Genomic DNA, 23,475 nt, shown 5'->3' with positions numbered 1-23,475 from the left:
GAGCCCTATACTTTTATCCGTGTACAACCTGGAGGTTGTAACGAGCAATATTTGTTTTTTTTGACTTGTTTTGAGAATTGATTTTTGACTTTTGTGCTTTGCGAGGAACGAGCGGTTAGCTGGTTATAATGAGCAGTGGGGTTTTTATTTTGAAATTTTGTGGCTTGTTTTTTGATTTTTGAAAGTTGCGAGGAACGAGCCTGTACTTGTTTTATCCTGACTTGGCACAAAACAAGCCAATCCTGAACATCCCAAAATCCTCCAAATCCTGATCCTGACAGTTTGCGAGGAACGAGCCGGTTCCACATTTTTTTGATTTAAAGAAACCCTGTCATAAATCACTTCTTTTATATGATAAAAATCATTCTATGTGATCCCGCCCGGATTTACATTGGCCCTATATTGCTTCCTGGGTAAAGGACAATAATACCGTATTTTACATCAATCCTACACCTGCCTTTCTGCATGAATTGAGTTATTTTCCGGGAGGGCTTTATTCATTTGAGCACCATTGATCTACAGTTCTATACTCAGGTTTTTTTTCGCATTAAAATGAATAACTATGAGTAACAAGTTCAACAGATCACTGTGTGCATTTTGTATCTTTTTCCTTTTCCAGTTTACCCTGGTGGCCACCAATCCGGAAGTGTCCAGCTGGATTCACAATTTATCAGAAGATACCCCTGAATTTCAGACCGGCTTTAATGATATTGACCCGGAAATTGCCGTTACCGGTAATACCATCCACGTCACCTGGATCACTACCGTTGCAGGCGGCATGGAACAACTTTATTACCGCCGATCCATTGACAACGGCCTCACCTGGGAACCCAAACGATTATTATACGAAGATGATGACATAGACTATACTTCCTATCAGATAAGTCATCAAATGTTACTGGCCTCCGGAAACTTTGTCCACATTGCCATCAGCAACAAACTCGACGAAGGCGGATGGCACGGAGTGGTTAACTATTTTCGATCAACAGACGGCGGGGCTACTTTTGAACCCGTGCGGGAACTGTATACTTCTGCTTCTTATTACATTATAAAAAACGTAATGATCAGCGGAACGGGATCCAATTTCCAGATCGCTTTTATGCAAAGTATCAACTACGCCAATGAGGAAAAGCTAATTGTATTGAGGTCAACAAATAATGGTGCTGCATTCTCACAAAGTGTACCCTTAACAGATCCAAACGGTAATATTACCAACATTTCAGATTTTCAATCCACCGGAAATAATTGCTACATTTTATACAATGAATCAACAGCGCCGTGGCAATCCTACAATTACATTACCCATGTATTGTATTCCAATGATGGTGGTGTGACTTTTCAGGACGCCATCATCTCCACTCCCCGTGCAGACGGAATCAATCATCATACCTACGCTCTTCAGGATTACAATTATGCGCCAAAAATAGCGGTAGATGGCAACAAAGTCTGGGTCACCTGGAATGGATTGAACGAAGCGGATGTGCAAACCGTATTTGTTCGCACCTCCCTGGATGGCGGTAACACTTTCGGGGACGCCATGCAGATCTCCGGCACCATCACATCCATGCAAAGCGGACAGGAAACCATCGCCGGAAAAGGGAATTATGTGTATGTTACGTTCACCACGCCCCAATCAGCAACCTACCTGTGTAAATCTTCAAACGGAGGGCAATCCTTCTCGGAACCCAAGCGTATTACGCCCGCCGGGGCTTACGATATTGATGGTTCCTGGTGGTCTCAACTGGTCATGGATCCCGATGGTGAAAGGGTTCACTTAATCGCCAATGGAGGTGTTTACGGTGTGTTTACTTCCGGGAACGAAGATAACGGGTTACTGTTTACCGGAAACTGGGGTTACAAGAACAGTGAGACTCCGCGCCTGGCATTTGACGGCAACGGTCTTGTTCATATAGTTTATAAAGGAGGGGGCTTCTGGCTCTCCACCGGAGTATTTACGGATAAGGACATCATGTACCGAAGGATAAATCCTGATTATTTTGAAACCGGCACCTCCAACAATGTGCTCAACCTCGAAGTCATTACCAACCCCGGAGACGGATCCGGCACCTCGCAGTTTGACAATATGGGTATTGCCAGCAGTTCATCTCTCCATTTCACTTCAGCGATGACCATCGAATTATGGGTAAAACCCGAAGTCGGTTCCGGTTTGAAGAAGCATATACTCCTAAAATATGACAACCAATACGCTTTTGGGGATTACGGTAGCTTTCAATTGAGGACATGGGATCATTATGGCCGACAACCCGTTTGCGTGATAAATACCGAAACCGGGCAATATTCCTTATGGGGTGATAAAAACATGAAAGACGGCTACTGGAACCACCTGGCCATTACCTACATCAATGACGGTTCCGTTGACAATTTCAAACTATACCTCAACGGAGAAATTGTCGCTGCCGAAACAACCTCCGGCAACATCAGCCTGTCGGAAGCGCAATGGCACCTCGGAGCCTATAATGATACTTATATCAGCGAGGGATTCAATGGCAGTGTAGATGAACTGCGTTTTTGGAATACCGCCCGTAGTGCAGAGGAAATAAAAACGATGAAGTATATGACGCTTACCGGCGACGAAGAAGGGCTGGCTGCTTATTATAATTTCAACGCTATTTCCGCAGAGGGCCAGGTATGTGATATCTCCGGCCACAGAAACAATGGATTTTTAATGTATAAGGAGCTTCTGTCTCCAAGTAATATAGCCGACCCTAATGCTAAATTCTCCTATGTGCAAAACGTATCTGAATTTTTCTTCAGCCAGCTTGCCGAAGGAGGGGAAGCGTTCGAATGGGATTTTGGCGACGGTAATACCTCCGACCAGGTAAACCCTACTCACGTCTATACAACACCCGGCAATTACCAGGTTTGCATGACCGTTTCCGCTAATGAAAATATCGGACTGACCTGCGAAGAAGTGTCTATCGAGGGTATTGAAAAGATATGGCCGGTAATAGGAGGAAATACCGCTGGTGTGACGACCCTGGTTTATGGGGGCAATTTATCTCCTGAGTATGACTTTATCCTACGCAAATCCGGCGTACCCGATATCGTTTCTATAAGAAATTCAGAGGCAGGAGCCAATGTCATTTCGGTTGAATTTGATTTACTTGATCAACCCCTTGGGGTGTACACACTGGTGGTCGATAATGGCTCGACTACTTTTGAACTTGCAAATGCTTTTGAAATTGTGGTGGGTGAGAAAAGTCAGCCCTGGGTAGAATTAGCCGGTCCGGGAAGGGTTTTGATTAACAAATGGACCAATTTTACCATCAGTTACGGCAATTCCTCCAACGTGGATGCTTACGCCGTGCCTATATGGATCGCTATTTCCGATGTCCAGGATATAGAAATGGTCTTTCTGGATTTTGATATTGGCATGCCGGAATACATCATTGAAAACGGGTATGCGGGGATCGATTCTATTGGCCTGGAAGTGCCTATGGATGAATTTTTGGGCGAGAACAAATCCATGCGGGTTTATCCGCTGATCATTCCCCACATTCCTGCGAATTATTCCAATAGCGTCCGGTTGAGAATCAAAAGTCCGGTAAAATACGAATTGTACGTTTGGAACGGAACGCCTTATTTTCAATCTCCTTTCAGCACTCCTTTAAGTGATTGTATGATCTCTGTTTTCACCGAAGGGTTTATCCAGGTGACTGCGGGCGTGATTCCTGTGGTAGGTTGTATTACTGCCATCGGTTCCCAGATGTTTGGAGTACATGATGATTATCGTCCTAAAACAAAACCGACTTTCTGGAGCCAGACCTTTACCTGGTCCACCATTTTGCTGGATTGCGGGATCAATTTATCGGGAGTTGGAGCGATTACGAAGGCCATGTGGACGCTTTTCGCCAATATGCCACTGTATGCCAATCAGCTGAACGATTGTAAAAAAGCCTTTGGCGATCCGAATGTCAAAAGCAAAAGGATCGAAGCGGTCAACTCATTCGACCCCAACGAAAAATATGGTCCGCAGGGATTTGGCGAAGCCAATTATATTGCCGAAACCCGGCAGATGAGTTACCAGATCAGTTTTGAAAACATGGCCACCGCCTCTGCTCCTGCCCAGGAAGTGTGGGTAGCAGATACGCTGGCCAGCGAATGGTACGACCTGTACAACTTTGCTTTTGGTTCCGTAGGATTTGGTGATTCCGTATATTTCATCAACCCGGGCATTCATGAATTCGGTCTGGAGGTGGATCTGCGGCCGGAAAAAGAAGCCATCGTACGGATTGAAGGCCAACTGGACAAAGCAACAAGACTGCTCACTTTCCATTTCATCACCCTCGATCCTGAAACAATGGACCTGGTGGAAGATGCTTTTGGAGGATTCCTGCCTCCTAACATCACGTCACCGGAAGGGGAAGGTTTTGTGACGTTCACTGTCGGGTTGCTCGACAACATACAGCACGAGGATGTGGTGGAAAACCAGGCCTCTATTTTCTTCGATGCCAATGCACCTATCGTCACCAATAACTTCCTGAATACTTTCGATCTGGAAGCTCCATCGAGTGCCCTGGTCATCGATACTCCGGTGTCCACCGATACCACTTTGCTGATTACCATGCAAGGCACCGATGACGGTGCAGGCATTCGGTATTACGAGGTCTATGTTTCCGAAAACGACGGAGAGTACCTGCTCTACAGTATAGAAGAAGCAGAGGAATTCTTCTTCACCGGTAGTTATGGCGGCAGTTATAAATTCTACAGCGTGGCCATCGACAGTGTAGGCAATAAAGAGGAAGCTCCCGCAAGCGCCGATGCAGAAGTCACCATTGTAACCGATATAGATGAACTTGCAGGAGATTGGCCTGATTTCAGGGTAACGCCCGTTCCTGCCAGGGATCACCTGCTGATCGATTTTTACAATGAACAGGGTGGCAATGTCCGTTGCAACATCATTGACCTCGCCGGAAAAGAAGTCATGATGCTTGCCGACGAGTACCTCGCATCAGGACATCACCAGTTCAAAAGAGCTATCGATCTGATGCCAGGCATTTACCTGGTACACCTTCAGAACGGAGCCCGGAATGGAGTGAGAAAAATTGTCATTGAGCAATAGACATCTTTCATTAATAAAGGATCAGACGAATAGATTTTTGTTTTGTTACTCGTAGGATCTGATGATGGAGCGGAGGCTAAACAGGTCTCCGCTCTTTTTTTTACTGCCATTTACCTACAGTTATGTTACTCCAAATGGCCACCACAGGTGGTGCGGGAACATGGCAAAACCACGCCCTGGCCTTAAAGGAAATCACTCGCGAAAATTTTATAGAATATTTTGTCCAGGTACTTAGGACTACTTTTTCACTTTTTGCATGTCAATTGTTTAAAGAAAATCAGCCCTCAAATTGATCATTATATTTCGTACCTGCCTGCTGCAAGTGAGGTACGGAATGTGTTGCTGCGTTTTTAAAGTGACAAAGTAGTATAAAGGAATAAAAGGGCGCGAAAAGGATCAAGAAGTGAAAAAAATCATCCTGCTTTTACATTTCTCTATTTCCCAAAAACAAAAAAGGCACCCGGCTGTTCTTATTTCCGAATGTTCATGCAGCTTTAATTATCACAAAATCAAAACCTATGTTCGGATTATTTAAAAAGAAAACAGAAGTCGAAAAACTCCAGGAGAAATATAGAAAACTGTTGGACGAGGCTCGGGCCTTAGCGTCTTCCAGTCGGGCAGAAAGCTATAAAAAATATGCGGAGGCGGAAGCTGTTCAGGATGAGATCGAAGCCTTGACCAAAGCAGCGGATAAGGAAAAATAGTAGCGAAAATTTCAGCCGTTGATTTTACGTGACTCCGTTTCAATCTTATGGATTGATGCCCCGTTATGCTGTCCCATAAAATTTTCTTTGGCGGAAAATATTTCTTATCTTTATACCCAAACAACCGTTATCTTGATTGGTACCCGGTATAAAGATTATTATGAAAAAAACAATATTCATCCTGCTTTGTGGCAGCCTTTTATTTTCCTGCCAAAACAATCAAAAAAAAGCACCTTCGGACATTGATCATCGGGCAGCCATTGATTCCACAGAGGCTGACGCGCTCGCCCGGGAAGTAGTGGACGAAACCCTCAGGTCCTGGCAAGCCTATAAAAAATATGCCTGGGGGCACGATGCCCTGGCCCCTCTTTCCAAATCTCATACCGACTGGTACGAAGAACCCTTATACATCTCTCCCATCGATGCCTATAGCACCTTATTTTTGATGGGGCTTAAACAGCAAGCCCAGGAGATCGAACAATACGTGGTCGACTCCCTGAATTTTGATAAAAATATCGATGCCAAGATATTTGAGGTAAACATCAGAATCCTCGGAGGATTATTGTCCATGTATGAATTATCCGGCAATCCAAAAGTACTGGAAAAGGCTGTCGATTTCGCCGACAGGATGCTTCCTGCTTTTGACACCCAAACGGGTATTCCCAAATATTGGGTCAACCTAAAAACAGGTGTGGCCCGAGGGGATACCGTCAATGTTGCGGAAGCGGGAACCTACACTTTTGAAATGGGCATTCTGAGTTATTATACCAAAGATCCAAAATATTACCAGGCCGGGAAAAAAGCTACCCTCGCCATTTTTGAAAGACGTTCCGATATTGGTCTGATCGGGGATGTCATTGATGTCAATACGGGCGAATGGGTTTCCATCAGCAGCCATATCTGTGCCGGGGTTGATTCCTACTACGAGTACCTTTACAAGAGTTATCTGATGTTTGGCGACCCGGAATTGAAGCAGGTATGGGATGAAAGCATAGATGTCGTCCATCATTACAACAGCGAAATGTATGAAAACAGGTTATGGTACGGTCGTGTGGATATGCACACCGGGGAACAGATAAGTTCAGTGGTAACCCTATACGATGCCTTTTTTCCGGCACTGATGGCGCTGTCCGGGGATATGGAACGCGCCAAAAGTTTCCAGGCCACCTGGTACTGGCTGTGGAATAAATACGGATTGGAACCTATGGTTTACGATTATAAAAAAGATACTACCAACTACCCGGCTTACGACCTCAACCCGGAGATTGTGGAATCGGCTTACTACCTGTATCACTTCACGGACGACGGCACCTATCTGCAAATGAACAAACAATTTTGGTCAGATATCAAGGAACATTGCCGGACAGAAATAGCCTTCACTTCCATCGAAAACGTTGAGACCATGGAGCAAAAAGACTACATGCCGACTTTCTTCTTTGCCGAGACCTTGAAGTATTTATATCTTACCTTTTCACACCATCAGGGTGGATTTAATTTCAATGATCACCTCTTTAATACAGAAGCGCATCCATTTAGAAGGAGTACTTTTGACCATGATGAAGCAAAAAAACGGTTGGGTTTTTAAAGATTTTCAGAGGAAATATCAAGCTCCTGAATGCTGCGATCTTTTTGGTTTAGTATTAATGGCAAGTAAAAATGAAAGCAATGGAAAAAATTAGCCTTACAAAAGATTTCGGGCTTTCCCGTCTGGTCCATGGCCACTGGAGGATCGTTGAATGGAATTTCACCGCCCTCGAATTATTGGAGCTGACGGAACAAACCTTTGAGCTGGGCATCACCTCTTACGACACGGCTGACATTTACGGCAACTACCAATGTGAGCATTTGTTCGGCCAGGCCCTACGATTGAAAAAATCGCTGCGCAAGGAGATCGAAATCATCACCAAATGCGGCATCAAAATGATGTCAGACAAATATCCGGAACGTACGGTAGGCCACTACGATTACAGTTACGAATACATTGTCGCATCGGTGGAGCAATCCCTGAAAAACCTGGGAACGGACTACATTGACCTGCTGCTGCTGCATCGCCCGTCACCGTTTTTCAACCCGGAAGAAGCGGCCAGGGCCTTCAGGCATTTAAAAGAGCGTGGAAAAGTATTGCATTTTGGGGTGTCCAATTTCAATATCCAGCAGTTCGAGACGCTCAATGCCTTTACCGATGAACCGCTTGTCACCAACCAGGTGGAGATTTCTCCCTATTGCCTGGAGCATTTCGAGAACGACAACATCGAGTTCTTTTTGAGGAAAGGCATCAAACCCATGGCCTGGTCGCCATTGGCCGGAGGCGAATTATTGTTACACCCGTCCGACGACAAAGGAAGGAGGACACTTAGAGAACTCAGGGAGATTCAGGAAGAATTAAACGTCGATTCGGTGGATAAGATCATCTACGCCTGGCTTTACAAGCATCCGGTCACCATGCTGCCCATCACCGGTACGGGGAAAATCAACCATATCCGTTCTGCGGTGGCGGCCCTTGATATTGAGCTGAGCCTGGAGCAATGGTTCAGGATTTTTATTGCGTCGAGGGGAGAGCATATGCCGTGATGAGAATACCTATTGAGAAAACAACAACCCTTAAAATGCCCTATTCTATTGTTTTAAGGCTTTTATTAACCGGCCACGGGAGGCATCCGCGACGGTATGACTTTGAGCCAGGCCAGCGCTGATCTAAAAATTTAAAAGGAAGGAAATGGAGCCACAAAGATGCATTTGCCGATAAATAGACTACCTTTGCCTTCTTTTACTTATTTTAATTAAATGACATTCAAAGAATTAGGGATAATAGATCCCATACTAAAAGCCCTGAAAGCCGAAGGCTACACACAACCAACACCAATCCAGGAACAAGCGATTCCAATCCTGCTTAAAGGAAGAGATTTACTCGGTTGTGCACAAACAGGGACAGGAAAAACAGCAGCTTTTGCCGTACCGATCCTCCAGCATATTTACCTCAACAAGGAAAATCATAACGGACCTCGAAAAATCAAGGCCCTTATTGTCACGCCTACCAGGGAACTGGCCATTCAGATTGCCGATAGTTTTACCGCTTACGGAAGATTTACAGGCCTCAAAAATGCCGTTGTTTTCGGCGGTGTGAAACAAGGAGGACAGACCACTACCCTGCGCCAGGGCGTTGATATTTTGGTGGCTACCCCCGGCCGTTTGCTCGATTTGATCCACCAGGGATTTATCTCGTTAAAAGACGTTGAATATTCCGTGCTTGACGAGGCCGACCACATGCTTGACATGGGTTTCATCCACGACATTCGCAAGCTCATAGCGCTTTTGCCCCCAAAACGACAGTCTCTTTTCTTCTCGGCCACCATGCCGCCGGAGATTGTGGAATTGTCTCACAAGATATTGGGCAACCCCGAAAAGGTGAGCGTCAAACCAGAACAACCTACTGCCGAATTGGTGGAACAGGCCGTCTATTTTGTCGCCAAAAAAGACAAACCAAAGCTGCTCGTCCATTTACTGGAAACAAAATCGGTAGATTCGACACTGATCTTTTCACGGACCAAACACGGGGCCGATAAAATTGTAAAATTGCTTAAAGCCCAGCAGATCGAAGCCGTGGCCATCCACGGCAATAAATCCCAGGGGGCAAGGCAAAAAGCTTTGGGCAACTTCAAAAACGGGCATACCCCGGTTTTGGTCGCCACCGACATTGCTGCCCGTGGGATCGATGTGGACGAACTGTCGCTGGTCATCAACTATGACCTGCCGAATGTCCCTGAAACCTACGTTCACCGTATCGGTCGGACCGGACGCGCCAAAGCCAGTGGGGTGGCCATCTCGTTTTGCAGCGGAGAAGAGAAAATCTGCCTGCGTGATATACAGCGATTGATCAAACAGACCTTACCCGTGGTGGACGAACATCCTTTCCCGGATGACGGAACGGAAGAACCTTCAAAACCACAGCCACAAAGACCTCCGAGGTCTTCAAGACCACCAAGAAGTCCGCAAACACGCACCGTAAATCCTCGTAAAAGCGGAAATAATACACAAGGAAAACGTTTTCAGACAAATTCCCGAAAGGGGCGTTAACACGCCATGCGTTTGACTACTTAGAAGACAAAAAAAGGAGTTCCGATGGATACATTGGAACTCCTTTTTTATTTTGAAGTTGTTTTAAATATTATCTTAGTTAAGTAGTTCGCGAACTACTTAAACCAGTTTCGTTTTAAAATCCCATTTTTTTATCTGTCTCGATCATTAATTTCCTGGCATTTTCAAACCCATTCATCATACGATCGATCACCTGTTCGCGATAAGCTTCATCATTAAAAACCCTACCATAGACAGGATGATTGTCAACATCTATTCCTTTGTTCATCAAATGGGTCCTCATCATTTCAAAAGAGGCTTCAACTTGCTCTCTTGTAAGCTGGTAAGCATGAAGTTCTTCCGCTGTTGCCAATCTAATGGTTTCCTCGGTTTTCAGGCCATTCATTTCGATTGAATTCAGGCGGTCATTCATGGCATCCATTCTTGATAAAAGTCCCTCCATGCTGCTTTGAGTCGCATTCAACTGTTCTTTTAACATTTGAATTTCTTTTTGCTGCTGAACCACCTTACCAACCATGTCGTTTTTATTGATACCGATGGCCATATTGACCACTCCGGCTACCCGGTTTTCAGAAGCAGTCCAGGCTATACCAACAATCTTTCCATAATCGTCCATTTTCATCCTTTCCGGGCTGACGCCTTTTCCAAAACCATCATTTTGACCCGATGGAAGAATGTAATCTCCTATACTTACTTTGCCTTTAACCTTGACAGGCACCTGCCCCATGAAACCTACTTTTTCAAACAATTCCTCTTTCGTTTGTTTGGGCATATTTCCCAAAACAATCGGGTTAAAGGATACGACCATAAAGTTGTCGGCACCTTCGGTATTTTTGGATATCTTTCCGCCATACACACCAACAATATCCCCGGCGATCATTTTCTCTGACGGGTTTTTTCTTTCCAGCCATTCTGCGTAGTCCCCGGCGCCGGATTCGTAGGTAACGCCCAGGTTGTCAAAAGCAAATGCTTCGTATACTGCCAGATTGGCAACGGCAATAGCCTCGTTGGCAATGGCAACGCCTTCATTGGCAAGCGAAGCTGTAATCAGAGAGGCAATAGGTACTGTTTCACAGGCTCCCAACCCAAAACAAGGCGTGGTAGAAGCAGCAGCGGCAGCAACATCCGCGGTGGCCATGCCAAATTCGGCCGTTGCAATAGCTACTTCAGCAGACAAAATAGTGGTATTCATGATCCATTCAGGATCAGAAGAAAGTTCACCGGATGTTTGCCCTTCTATACGCCCCCGCATGGCAAATTTATCCCAGAAAGAAATAAAATCATTTCCATTATTGGCCTGGTTTGTATTGATCTTGATCTTTATACCATCTCCATTATCAATATTGGTATTTTCAAAAGTGGCCAAAAATCCTCCGTCTGGCACATTATCACGAACCACTAACCCCCTTGTAAAAGTGGTATCTCCCACAAAAAGGTTGTGATCGATGATAACAGAATCCCCATGAACTTTCAAGTTGCCGCCAACGTCCAGGCCTCCACGCACCATAATACTGTCTGCAATGAAAATGCCCCGCACATCCATATCAACGCCTGGCCTGGGATCCAGTGTTTTGATGCCGAATTGACCTGCTTTGTTGATAATGCCACGTGGAATATTATTGGTAATAAAAATAACATCTTCATCGTTTTTGGTTCCCAGTTTTTTCTTCAAAGCCCCCACCACATTACCTCCTACATGCCAATCCGTTTGAATATTATCTAAAGTACATTCGAAATTATTCTCGGCACTGGTATGGGAATAAACGGTAAAATTGCCAAAAGTTTTTCCTAAAATTTCCTGCTCTTCCTTCGCGACGGGCCAGGAAGGTAGCGGACATTTGGAATCAATCTTCGTCACACAATCCTCATTGGCCAGGTTGGTTACTTTCAGGTAGGTTTTAGACATCAATGTACCATTGGCCAAACCACTGCCATCAATGATCAGTAGATCTCCACTCATAACATTGTTGAACGTAAGAAACAGATTGTTCATCGCATAATCACTAAACACTTCCACCGTGACATTGTCCTCTCCAAAATAAAACAGTTTCATCGCTGTATAGCCTCCTTCGCAATAACAAGTCTCGGTCAGGCATGGCACTGGGCGATTGCTTTTTTCAAGGCTTTCTTCTTCTGCTGCCACGCCGGTAAATGCTCCGGCAGATTGAGCATAAAAGGCGTAAGGTACAGCTAACAGGTTGGACGTGTTCAGCACCTTGTACTTGGAGCCTCCATTGGCATCCATGGCGGTTTCCATCATGATTTGCTGGCTTCCCCAGGGAACGCTTTCAAAATCGCCCTTGAGTGTATTTCCTTTTCCGATAACCAGATTAAAAAGGCCCAGGGCATTAGTCGTTACCTCATGGGTCTCCACATAATAAACCTGCTCAGAGGGTTGCTGCGTTTTCAAGCTCAAGCGAAGGCTGATCGTTTGATCAGCCAAAATTTCGCCTTCAACATCTCTCGCAACAGCTTGAAAATTAATACCCAATGGAACCGTCTGAGCTGTTAAAAAGGAAATAAAACAGAGTGAACTAACAAGTATTGAAATTATTTTTTTCATAATCTTTTGGTTCTTTTAATAAAAATTTAAACATAATATGAGATAAAATTTCAGGCAATAATTCTTAGTGGCGAATACCTAATAAGTGCCACCCGTTTCGTCTTTATTGTATCTTATCCGCTTTCAAAACCTTGACCGTCAGGCTCGTTTTCTTTTCAGGAGAAAAAAGCCGAACAAGATAAATTCCTGATGGAAATCCGGACATATCCAGGTCTATTTGACGGTCACCGACAGGAAAAATTTTCAACAGTTTCATTTTTCCTGAGTAATCCAATATCGTGACATAACATAGCCATTCATTCCGACGATCCAATTGCAATCTTAAATTGTTGGAAACAGGATTCGGTGAAACGATCCATTGATAATCATCCATCCTTACGGTTGGTTCGGTTATTTCCGTCGGAGTATCCAAAGGTCTCCTCAGCCACATAGGCTGGATAAATCCCTCCGACAAGGCTCCAAAATCCGTTGGCTGAAATGTAATGAATGATTCCCCGACCGACCAATCCAGTTGAATGTCAGCATCATATCCGGCTCCATTGACAACACCTATTAGTTGAGGCTCAAAAGATTGCCCCCGGATGGTGATCGCAATGAAAAAACAAAAGCTAAAAAAAAGGAGCTGTTTCATATGGTAAGTGTTTTATGAGTGAATAAGATAAAATTCTGTAATCTTTGTACGGCTATCGCCTGCCCTCAAAAAGAACGTTAACAGGAAAAAATCTTAGGTAAACGATACAATGTCAGATAGGTGTATTGATCCGTGGGGAGGAGTGAATAGTATTGTATCGATATCAGAAAAAAATCAAATGGGAGCCTGGATGTTTCCGGCTGGAAGAAATGGAAAAGAAAATCAATAACCTGCATATTAAGCTACTCTCAGAAAAATAGCAATGACTTTTGTCACCAAGAACCATTTTAGGCACCTATGGCCTTTAATAACATAAATTCATTCGAGTAAAAAACGAATCAGGCTGTCAGCAAAAGTCTTTGTTATTTGTTTATGGTTTTTTCTAACTTAGCCTTTGAAAGAATGATGTTATTCATTTGAAATTGCTTTGAATCGTTTTTTGAAATTCCGACTATTTCATCAATCTAAAAACCATGAACGATAAATACATTGAAGAGCAAGATTTTGAAGGGGTAGATTTTTCCGGCACCCCATTGGCCATGGGCCATTACGAGGTATGTTCTTTCCTCAGCTGTAATTTTGCCCACTCCGATCTTTCCGGTATCCATTTCACGGAATGTACCTTCCGCGACTGCGATCTCAGCATGGCTAACATTATGGAAACCTCTTTCAAATCCGTAACCTTCAAGGACTGCAAAATGCTCGGCCTCCAATTTGAGGAATGCAATGACTTTTTGTTTGCCGTGGGGTTTGACCACTGCCTGTTGAACATTTCCAATTTCTGCAAAATCAATTTAAAAGGAACCCGCTTTAAAAAATGCAGCCTCCAGGAGGTGGATTTTACAGAGACTGATTTGTCTGGCGCTTTTCTGGATGAATGCGATCTTTCCGGCGCCATTTTTGACCATACCAATCTTGAAAAAGCTGATTTACGGACGGCAACTCACTATACCATTCACCCGGAAAACAACCGGATCCGAAAGGCGAAATTCTCCGTTTCAGGGCTGCCCGGGTTGTTGGGGAGTTTTGATATCGAGATTGAATAATTTTTTTTAATTTAAATTCAACTCACTTCTGGGTTGTTTCCTAGATCCTGTTGGATACCCCGAGTTTTACACAGGGTTATTTATATTCATGTCCTTCGGACATTTTATCCTGAAAGGATTAAAATATAAAAAACCACGGGTTAAACCCGTGGTTTTTTAAAAGATTACGAAGGAACCCCAAGCGGGTTCAACCCTTAATTCACATTAATTATTTATTCTACTGAATCCACCAGCCGGCGCACCTCCTTCCTTACCAGGGTGCGGGTGGACTCTATACGGCGGCCGATATGGCCCTTGCTCATATCCGGGTAAACAGCGTCCCAGGCTTTTTGATCACTCTTATCCATATCTTCCCAGGTATTGTAAAAATCGATCGTTGAAACATCATAAGGCTGTTCCGCTCCCTGTGGGAAAACCATAAACCCCATGATCCATCCGGCACGGTTGCCCATGGCGATGCTTTTTTCATGAACGGGTTTGACAAATCGGGCCTCCATCTCCATCCAGTCGTCCCAGCCATTCGCGGGCACTTTCATGAAGTTCTCTACCCTGTATGGTGCCATCCCTCCTGCCGGCCCAAAAGCCATATCTGCTGCCGTCCATATTTCTCTTTTGACGATATCCCTGAATTCCTCAGCCCTGTCGGCCAGGTCCTTTTGTTCGGCGGTCAGGTTTTTGGTCATGGCATCCCAGGTTTTCTGGTTCCAGCTGTTGTTCAGCTCATCGATCCCCTTCCAGTTCTTCAGGTGGGTGATGGTGAGATAATCATACTCCGCATTGATTCCGCTTGGGTACATCACCCGTTCAAGTTCCCACCCGGTGATCAGGCCCATTTTTTTGCGTTCCTGGTGCATGAGTTTCCAGACCCGCTCACAATCGCGGTATTGGTCCTCCATGCCGGGTTTTACTTTCATATATTCTACGATGACGTAGGACTGTTCAGCAACCTGTGCCTGAAGGCTGGTGGCAAAAAAGAGGCAAAAGATTGCCAGGGTAAAAATTAATTTGATTGACTTCATGGTTAATATTATTTTAGCATAAGTTATTTATTCGATTGCTGCAATAATCATTCCAACTGAGCATGTTGAACCCCCTGCGCGACCGATCCCCCCGCGCCATCATGTGTAGTGTACACAGGATGGCCAACCGTATAGCTTACCGAACCACCACTTCCTGAGGCATCCCCTCCGGTGGCATGATGTAAGGATTGTTGTGACTGCAAACCTCCAAAGAAGCATAGGATGAAAAAGGCAACCATGTTGAATTTCAGGTTTACCATAAAAATATTTTTAAGTGAAAAATTAAGGTGATAAATAAGATAATTCAATTAGAGTTTAAACTAAACTGAATAATCTCTTCGGCAATTAGAATAGGAGGTGGATAATTAATATCTAATCGGGAGACATGCCTTCTGCAGGATGTTCTTTCGCATAAGCCGCAATAGCTGCAAAAACCTTATTACCAGGCAACAATTCGTTGGTTTTCAAACCAGTCAAATCACTTCCATGTACAACTGCCATTTCAGTTGAGCCATCCTCTAGCCGATAGGCAATGAGTGTTATATACAAGGCCGGAAAATTCACCATGAAAAAATCCTCATGGTTTCTCCCTGTGGAAGACACATGCAACTCGCGAGCCTCAAAAAGGGCATTGGTGAAATTCGGACGACCAATGTCTGTATATTCCCACTCCTTACCGTCATACATCACTCCGATAGAACTCCGAATTTGACCACCTGATACTACAGGATAAATTATTTCATGTAGATCGGTCAACAGTAAATTGGGGTGCATATTTTCCTCGTAATTTCTAATTACATCATATCCTACCGTAAATACGGAAACAGGAGTACCTAGCTCCGCAGAAGAAACTTCCTCTAAAGAAGCAAACCCCATTTGTTTATAGGTGTATTCATTGGCCAAGGATTCAAGCAATTTTAAAGCTTCTTGAGCGGGGTCCATTGAGTTAGGATTTGGGTTATGGGGGTAGAAAATTTCATTGCAGGAAAAAATACTCGTAATTCCTGCAATGAGGAATAAAAAATGAAGCGGATTAAAAATTGTTATCCTTTTCATAATATTATTTAGTTTTATAGCGAAGATTATATAAATCAGATTGATGAGTATGATTCTTTGGCTGGCTTACAAATTGCTTGTAAGTTACCCACCTGTGATCACCTTTGCCAGCGGGCCATGGATCAGTTACATAAACCAATTTGTTGTCGCCACTCTCCAAATATCCGGTTGCAACCATAAGGTGGCCTCCTCCGGAAGACCAACTCCAGGCAAAGGAAACAGGTCTGTTGGCATCAATTTCTTCCTTTAACTTGATCCAACTAACTGCAGTTCCAAATGTCGTCGAATCATAGTCAAAGCCATAATTATCGTACCTGAACCATCCCGTTTGTCTACATTTTAATCCATCCTGTTTTGCCTCTGAATCCGTACAGCAATCCCCTCGTTTTTTTGTTTTATTCACTATTTCGCACTGTGGAACAAAAGTATAGTAGTATTCCATAACCATTTGAGTACACGCTGCCCAACACCATAAATTTGTTTCCTGCCCGATCAAGGGAATTTCACTTAAAATACTCAGGCCGGGAGCACCTCTCAACGGAACTATAGCATGAAATAATGCTTTTGGCGCTTTTCTGAAACCACTCGGTACAGCAAGCTGTTCTACAGATTCATTTGTAGTATAAATTACACTACCGCTTCCACCATACTGATAAATTGGCTTGGTAATAACATTTGATGAGAGACTGGCAGGCAAACTATGTGCATAGAAGATTATTTTCCATCCTTTATCCCCGGACGCGGGTTTTTGTGTATCCCACAATTGACGGCCGTCATCCGTTATATATTGATACACCGGAATGAGCCCTGGACTATCTTCTTTTTTGGAAAAAGCAACAAACTTTAATCCATCACTATCCCAGCCATTTTTTTCAGGGGAAGAGTCATACCAAAACTGGATGACATTCGCTTGTCGTACTTGGTCATAAACAGTTCTGTGATGCTGGTAGATAGTTTTTTGTTGTGCCGAAAGGTTTATAAAAAAAAGAGCACAAATGACTATAAATAATAACCTTTTGGAATTAATATTTTTAAACTTCATTTTTAGAAATTTGGTCGTTAAAAAATTATCAGCCTAGAATAACTCAAACATTTTAGATTAATGCATTTATTTATTCATGCCCTCCAACATTGTTTCCATTCTATCCATTCGCGCTTTCAATGCTTCGTTTTCATTTCGCAATGACTCGATCTCTTCCTGTTGCTCCTGAATAGCTTTTGTAAGGATTGGAACAAAGCTCAGGTAGTTGATACCAATGTATTCCGTTTTTATCATTTCATGTTTCTCGGCATCTTCCCCTGGGAAATAAACAACATTTTCCTTGACTACTTCCGGGAATATCTCCTGGACTTCCTGTGCAATAAATCCCATCTGTGGGCCTGTTGCCAGGTTCATATGGTCATATTCATCGGTTTTGAAAAAATAGGTTTTGGGCTGCAGCTGAAGAACTTTCTCCAAAGCACCGGTTAATACCTGCACCTCCTTTTTCAGTTTGGCATCCGAAGGTCCCAAAAGATCCCCCGTATAACCTAAATTACCATCGAAGTAACCGGCCCAGCTTAAGGCTCCATTAGACTCCCCAAATACGCCATAGCTACCAGTACCCTGGCCAAATCCACGTACGCCGATAGCACCAAGATTACCACTACCAGTGCCTAATACCCCCACATTTACAACACCTGCTCCTGCATCCCCGAAAACACCCCAGTTCGTTCCTTCTCCTCCCTGGACAAACCCAAAAACACCCTCATTCACATTCACTCCGGTTGCATCGACCTGTCCTCTGATGGCTTTGGCATTCCCTCTCACATCAAGTTTGGCTATCTGTTCCGGCACTTCCAGACCAATCCCCACATCGGCTTTTAACCAAACTCTGTTAGCTGTCACTTTGAGCTTGTCATCCACATCTTCCTGAATTGTCGCATTTTCTGCATCACCGAATTTCAAGGTTCCTCCATGATTATAGTTTCCTAGCGTTCCAACAATTCTTATAGAATTATTTGTTCCTGAAATCTGAAGTTTCGAGATAGGAACTGAAGTACCAATGCCAACATTGCCCGAATTAGCCGAATAAATGTTATTGCCGGTTTGGGTCCAATCGCCACTTCCACTTGACTTCGCATACAACGCATAGGGCACGCTAAGCAACTGACTTGTGCCTGCGATGGTATAGTTGAAACCGCCATTGGGGTCTGTTTCCGTTTTCAGGTAATAACTGTTACTTCCCCAATCAATAGTCGCAAAATCTCCGGAGACAATTGTCCCTTCACCTATTTCCAAGCTAACCAGACCATTAGCATTGGCCGTTGGGTTTTGTGTTTCAATATAAACTGCCGAACCAGATGAGCTGCCTTGCAAAATACTGATCCTAACGCCCACCTCACTATTGGTGATTAATTGTCCAGTAGCATCTCTTACAACAGCCTGATAGCTCATTTTTTCAGGAGACTGAGCGAATAAAGTGATGGCAAATACCAAAGAGCATATGATAAAAATTATTTTTTTCATGATTTGAAAGTTTTAGTGTTTGATAATTTTAAAAGATTTCATAGTTTGTTTGTGGTCGGTTACATGCAAATAGTAGGTTGCTGGCGGTAGCATTTCCATGCTTATTTTCGTAACAGAATCCGTCAATTGTTTTGTTTCAATCAAGCGGCCACTGACATCAAACAGTTGATAGACCAACCCTTGAATTTGATTATCCATTATCCGAAGATTAAGTAAACCGTTTGTTGGATTGGGAAAAACATCCAGCTCCAGGCTGATGTTGGTTTCTTCAAGCCCTGTTGTGACCAGAATTTCAAAAGCGTGTTGAACACCCTGAGCAACCGTTCCATTGGCTCCGATTACTGTGGTGTAAACAGGATGGCCAACCGTATAGCTTACCGTCCCGCCGCTACCTGAGGCATCGCCTCCGGTGGCATGATGCAGAGATTGTTGTGCTTGTAATCCTCCTAATATGGATAAGACAAACAGCATACTCATGTAGAGTTTAATGCTTCTCATTGTGATAATTTTTAAATAAACAATTCAGCTGAGATCTTTCTAACACCGCAAAAGTGCAGGAATATCTTAGGGGAGCCCTTCACACATTCCCCAAAACCTTCACCTATTCCACATCAGGCAAAAAAAAGTAGCATTCATTTTGCAACAGCAAAACAAAAATCAATACAAAAAACTAAAAATCAATTACTTACGAATAGCATTGGGGGAAACCCCAAATTCCTCTGAAAAAGAGCGGGAAAAGTAGTTAGGATCATTAAAACCTACCTCATAGGCAATTTCCGAGACGTTCAGGTCGGTGGTTTTAAGCAATTCGGCAGCCTTTTGCAGGCGGATGGAACGAATGAATTGACTGGGCGTTTTTCCCGTCAGGGCCTTGAGTTTGCGATTCACCTGGGTATTGCTCCGGCGAACAGCCCGGCACAGATCGTTGACACTAAGTTCCGTATCGTCCAGTCGTTCCTGCACCAACTGGATGAGCTTTTGCAGAAAAAGGTCATCCAGGGAAGGAGCCTTTTTATCGGCCATATTCCTGGAAAAGAATGCTGCTCCTGTATTTTTTTGCTGCAATGACTTGCGGAGTTCAATGAGCTTTTCAAGCCTGACAAACAACTCTTCTTTATGGAAAGGTTTCACCAAATAGGCATCGGCACCGCCACGGAGTCCTTCGATCCTGTCGTCGAGGGTAGCTTTTGCCGTTAGCAAAATGATCGGAATATGGCTTGTTCGATCGTCATTTTTAAGGGTTTCACAAACTTCGTAACCATCCTTCTCCGGCATCATCACATCACTGATGATGATGTCGGGAACCATCGCCAGGGCTTTATCGATCCCTTGCTGGCCGTCGCGGGCGATCTCGATGTGGTAATCCTTTTTGAGCAGACTTTCAATATAGGTGACCACATCACGATTGTCTTCAATGATCAATAGAGAAGGCGTTTCAGAATCTTCGTTTAAAGTGGCCAGCTCCAGTAACGGAACCAGGTTTTTATCTTCAGGAGCTGAATACCCGGTCTGCAGGACAGGATCCCCGAATTCATCCTCACCCTTTTTTACCGTATCCGGATCCAGTTGAATGGGAAACAAAAGAAGAAAGTCCGTTCCTTTACCCAATTCGCTTTCCACCACGATGGAGCCTCCCATCATTCCCACCAGTTCTTTGGTCAGTGTCAGACCAATGCCGGTTCCAGCTTCGCGGCGGGTAAACGATGCATCTCCCTGGTAAAAGCGGTCGAAAATTTTCGGCAGATTCTCTTCGGAAATACCTAAACCGGTATCGCTGACTTTCATCTGGAGCCATTCCTTTCCCTGGATTTCTGCTTTTTGTAAATGCAGTATGATCTTGCCTCCTTCGGCGGTAAACTTAATCGCATTGGTCAGAAGATTGTAAACGATATGCTGCATCTTGGCCTCATCAAAATCCATAATTAATTCCCGAACCTCCGGATAAAAGGTCAGTCGTATTTTCTTTTCCTCCGCCATGGAGTAGAAGGACTCCGTAAGGTATTGCAGGTAGTTCACGATATCCCCCTGTATTTTGTCCATTTTCAGTGTGCCGGAATCCAGTTTGGACAGGTCCAGCAACTGGTTGATCAGCCGGAGCAGGTTTTTGCTGTTTCGCTGGATGAGCTTGCGTTCCTGGGAGTGGCCTTTAATGTTATTGGTCATACCCATAATGACCGTCAGCGGCGTCCGGAATTCGTGGGTGATATTGGTGTAGAGCCGGGATTTGAGGGTGTTCAGTTCCTTGAGTCGTTTGGCTTCGGCTTTTTCCAGTTGCTGGTTGACCTGGTATTGGTAGTATAGATAAACCAAGCCTAAAAAGCCAAGGATATAAAGTGCAAAAGCCCACCATCTTTTATACCAGGCTCGAACCACCTCGACGGATAATGTCCGTTCCGAAGATTTGAAAAATTCAGGTGTAATGCCTCCGCGAATGTGTAAGGTGTATTTTCCCGGGGGCAGGTTCTCGTATTGTAATTGATTGATCCGGGTAGGGGTACTCCATTCCTTATCATAGCCTTCCAGCCACCAGGTATATAGGATCTGGCCGGTATTCCGATAATCGGGAACAAAGAACTCCAGGTTGAAAAATCGATCAAAATGATGAAGCCGGATAGTTGACAGGTCGTTGAGTTCGTTCATCTGAACGAACAAGGAATCCTCGTTTTCATCAAATCGCTCCAAACGATTGATCGCCACCGGATAGGCATCGTCAAAACCAGCCGCTGCTTCCAGTTCATCAGGACGAAAGGCATTAAGGCTGCCGTCAGGAGTCCCAATATAAAAAGTGCCATCCGCTGCTACAAAAGCAGGAAGCCGGTGATAGGCCATTTCCGACAAAGTGGGAAACATGGGAAAACGCGTCTGCTTCCCGGTTTTTTTGTTCAGTTTTAACGTTCCTTTTTCCGTCACCAGCCAAAGATCATCTCCTGGTCCGGGTAAGATCACGAATACCCTTTTCAAAGGATCAGACCTGGACTTGATTTGATAAGGAATATGGGTGATTTCCCTGGTCTTAAGGTCCAGTTTACTCAATCCCACCTCGTTACCATGCCCGAACCAAAGCTGAGCATGTTCATCTTCATAAATACCATAATTGGAGCTGTACTGCCAACCATCAGAAAAAGGGTCCGCCTTATACCGGTTAATGATTGCTCCATCCAGTCCGATTTCCATGATGCCGTCAGCCCATAAAGACAAAAACAAGGTACCCGTATATTTGCTAAAATGGATTTGCCTTACCTCTGAATTGGTACTGAGTAAAAAGTCATTTGGAATTTCCAGCCTGGTCGTTTCCCTGGTCAGTATGTCATACCGATAAAATTTAAAAGGAAGATCATTGACCCCGATCCAAAGTTGTCGGGCTTCCGGATCCATTCCGTGGGCGATGTATTCGAAAGTAGTGGCTGGAAAAAGCCTGCGACTTTCATTGGTCGTCAGATCAATGGCATAATCATTCCAGAACAGCGTTCCCCAGGCATAGGTGAGGGCATGCTCTTTTTGGTTCTGCGGCGGAATATTCAAGGGTAATTCGGATAATTCTCCGGTTTGGGGATTCAGTTTAAGAATGCCGTTTTGGTAAGAGGAATAAATAAATCCGTCATCGTCCTCGGCTACCGCCCTGATCTGGCAATTTTCTCCCTGACATTTAAGGCCAGCATCTTCCAGAGTGTATTTTTTAAAAATATCCTTTTCTATCGTCATTTTGACCATGCCGGCCCGGGTAGTCAGCCACAACTGTCCGGATCGATCCCGGAACATATTCAACAAAGTGCTGTTGTAAAAAGGGAAGGCGTGACTTTGTACGATAATTTTATCCGTAAAATCTACAATACTACCGTCTTTTATGCACATTCTCGACAACCGGAAGGGGTAACCCCGATGCCAGATAAATTCTCCATCTGCGAACAATTGTCCGTGTTTTGCTTCCTGTACAAAACGCTTATCCCGGGGAAGCCGGACAAATTCGTCCTGTCCTTCTTTTAAATAATAAACCGCATATTGGTCTTTGGATTTATCCGGACTGTGTACCACCCATAAAGTATTTTCAGCATCCTTTACCATACTGGGCATTACCGGGTCTGGTCCTGGCGGGAACGAGTAGGTTTGTACCCTTCCCATTGGACCAAATACTTCAATCCTGTCCCGAAGCTTTACATAATAATTATCCCCAATGGTTAATGTCTGATCATAATACCAGGAAACCTCCAACGGACAAATCACTTTAAATTTTTCGCCTTTTTCGGCTCTTAAAACAAATTTTTCACTAGGATGATTGGCTTTATTCCCTAATGACCACAACGCCCCGTCTTGCGCAACACCAATATAGGCCAGCAGGTTAATTTCAACGCTGTTGATTATGTCTTCAGAGATGTGACGTTCTTTGATCTTTCGTGTAACAGGATCAAAAATGACAAGGGTATCCCGGATAAAATAAAAATCAGGAGTCGACGGGTCTGCAAATACCCATCGCGTATTGTTCGCAGGAAAGCCCAGTACTTCCTGGCCTAATTTGGCAAGTTCATGCCCGTTGTAGGTGTAAATATCCCAATTGGCCCGCATCCAGATCAAACCGGTGCTGTCCTGGGCAATATCATACACATAGGCCAGCTGGTTGCCTTCAGGAAAAGTGATATTCTCCAGTTTGAGGTTACCCTGAAAGGACTGGGTCGCAGCAGTAAGGGTAAAGAAGAGTAAGCCGTATGTGAATAGTGTTTTCAATAAATATAAATGCACCTTTGAATTTTTGAGCTTCCACCCCATGAAATTAA

Annotated in this window: 15 protein-coding genes; 6 read left to right on the top strand and 9 right to left on the bottom strand. The window is 44.1% G+C overall.

What is annotated here, in order from left to right; all coding sequences use genetic code 11:
• The first annotated feature begins 562 nt into the window (after nucleotides 1-562).
• From H6571_16840 to H6571_16820, 5 genes are all read left to right on the top strand, one after another.
• Nucleotides 563-5,083, top strand: coding sequence for a PKD domain-containing protein (locus H6571_16840; GenBank protein MCB9325407.1), 4,521 nt, complete (start codon nucleotides 563-565; stop codon nucleotides 5,081-5,083).
• A 518-nt stretch (nucleotides 5,084-5,601) separates the two neighbouring features.
• Complete coding sequence (locus H6571_16835; protein MCB9325406.1) at nucleotides 5,602-5,787, top strand: Lacal_2735 family protein; 186 nt, start codon at nucleotides 5,602-5,604, stop codon at nucleotides 5,785-5,787.
• 160 nt (nucleotides 5,788-5,947) lie between these two features.
• Nucleotides 5,948-7,372 (top strand): glycoside hydrolase family 47 protein, encoded by a 1,425-nt coding sequence (locus H6571_16830; GenBank protein ID MCB9325405.1) that lies wholly within the window; start codon nucleotides 5,948-5,950, stop codon nucleotides 7,370-7,372.
• Nucleotides 7,373-7,452: 80 nt separating this feature from the next.
• Nucleotides 7,453-8,358, top strand: a complete 906-nt coding sequence (locus H6571_16825) for an aldo/keto reductase (protein ID MCB9325404.1) — start codon at nucleotides 7,453-7,455, stop codon at nucleotides 8,356-8,358.
• 213 nt (nucleotides 8,359-8,571) lie between these two features.
• Nucleotides 8,572-9,861, top strand: coding sequence for a DEAD/DEAH box helicase (locus tag H6571_16820; GenBank protein ID MCB9325403.1), 1,290 nt, complete (start codon nucleotides 8,572-8,574; stop codon nucleotides 9,859-9,861).
• A 136-nt stretch (nucleotides 9,862-9,997) separates the two neighbouring features.
• Here the strand turns inward: H6571_16820 and H6571_16815 are convergent, their stop codons facing one another.
• Together H6571_16815 and H6571_16810 are read right to left on the bottom strand one after the other, a co-directional pair.
• Nucleotides 9,998-12,445, bottom strand: coding sequence for a hypothetical protein (locus H6571_16815; protein ID MCB9325402.1), 2,448 nt, complete (start codon nucleotides 12,443-12,445; stop codon nucleotides 9,998-10,000).
• 103 nt (nucleotides 12,446-12,548) lie between these two features.
• Nucleotides 12,549-13,076, bottom strand: coding sequence for a T9SS type A sorting domain-containing protein (locus H6571_16810; GenBank protein MCB9325401.1), 528 nt, complete (start codon nucleotides 13,074-13,076; stop codon nucleotides 12,549-12,551).
• 473 nt (nucleotides 13,077-13,549) lie between these two features.
• Here H6571_16810 and H6571_16805 point away from each other — a divergent pair, with 473 nt between their 5' ends.
• Nucleotides 13,550-14,122 carry a pentapeptide repeat-containing protein gene (locus tag H6571_16805; protein MCB9325400.1) on the top strand — a complete coding sequence of 191 codons (573 nt, stop codon included), beginning with the start codon at nucleotides 13,550-13,552 and terminating at the stop codon, nucleotides 14,120-14,122.
• 212 nt (nucleotides 14,123-14,334) lie between these two features.
• On the opposite strand, the gene H6571_16800 is transcribed toward H6571_16805, so the two are convergent.
• From H6571_16800 to H6571_16770, 7 genes are all read right to left on the bottom strand, one after another.
• Nucleotides 14,335-15,141, bottom strand: a complete 807-nt coding sequence (locus H6571_16800) for a hypothetical protein (GenBank protein MCB9325399.1) — start codon at nucleotides 15,139-15,141, stop codon at nucleotides 14,335-14,337.
• Nucleotides 15,142-15,188: 47 nt separating this feature from the next.
• The gene (locus H6571_16795; GenBank protein ID MCB9325398.1) at nucleotides 15,189-15,401 is read right to left on the bottom strand and encodes a hypothetical protein; all 213 of its coding nucleotides are present in this window, start codon (nucleotides 15,399-15,401) and stop codon (nucleotides 15,189-15,191) included.
• Nucleotides 15,402-15,513: 112 nt separating this feature from the next.
• Nucleotides 15,514-16,083: a hypothetical protein gene (locus H6571_16790; protein MCB9325397.1), complete on the bottom strand. Its 570-nt coding sequence runs from the start codon at nucleotides 16,081-16,083 to the stop codon at nucleotides 15,514-15,516.
• 118 nt (nucleotides 16,084-16,201) lie between these two features.
• Nucleotides 16,202-17,239, bottom strand: coding sequence for a C39 family peptidase (locus H6571_16785; protein MCB9325396.1), 1,038 nt, complete (start codon nucleotides 17,237-17,239; stop codon nucleotides 16,202-16,204).
• 66 nt (nucleotides 17,240-17,305) lie between these two features.
• The gene (locus tag H6571_16780) at nucleotides 17,306-18,706 is read right to left on the bottom strand and encodes a tail fiber domain-containing protein (protein MCB9325395.1); all 1,401 of its coding nucleotides are present in this window, start codon (nucleotides 18,704-18,706) and stop codon (nucleotides 17,306-17,308) included.
• Nucleotides 18,707-18,718: 12 nt separating this feature from the next.
• Nucleotides 18,719-19,204, bottom strand: a complete 486-nt coding sequence (locus H6571_16775) for a T9SS type A sorting domain-containing protein (GenBank protein MCB9325394.1) — start codon at nucleotides 19,202-19,204, stop codon at nucleotides 18,719-18,721.
• Between the two features lie 183 nt (nucleotides 19,205-19,387).
• Nucleotides 19,388-23,440 (bottom strand): response regulator, encoded by a 4,053-nt coding sequence (locus H6571_16770; protein ID MCB9325393.1) that lies wholly within the window; start codon nucleotides 23,438-23,440, stop codon nucleotides 19,388-19,390.
• Nucleotides 23,441-23,475 lie beyond the last annotated feature (35 nt).

This window comes from Lewinellaceae bacterium (genome assembly GCA_020636105.1).
Classification (GTDB): Bacteria; Bacteroidota; Bacteroidia; order Chitinophagales; family Saprospiraceae; genus BCD1.
This window is presented reverse-complemented; position numbering and strand designations above follow the sequence as displayed.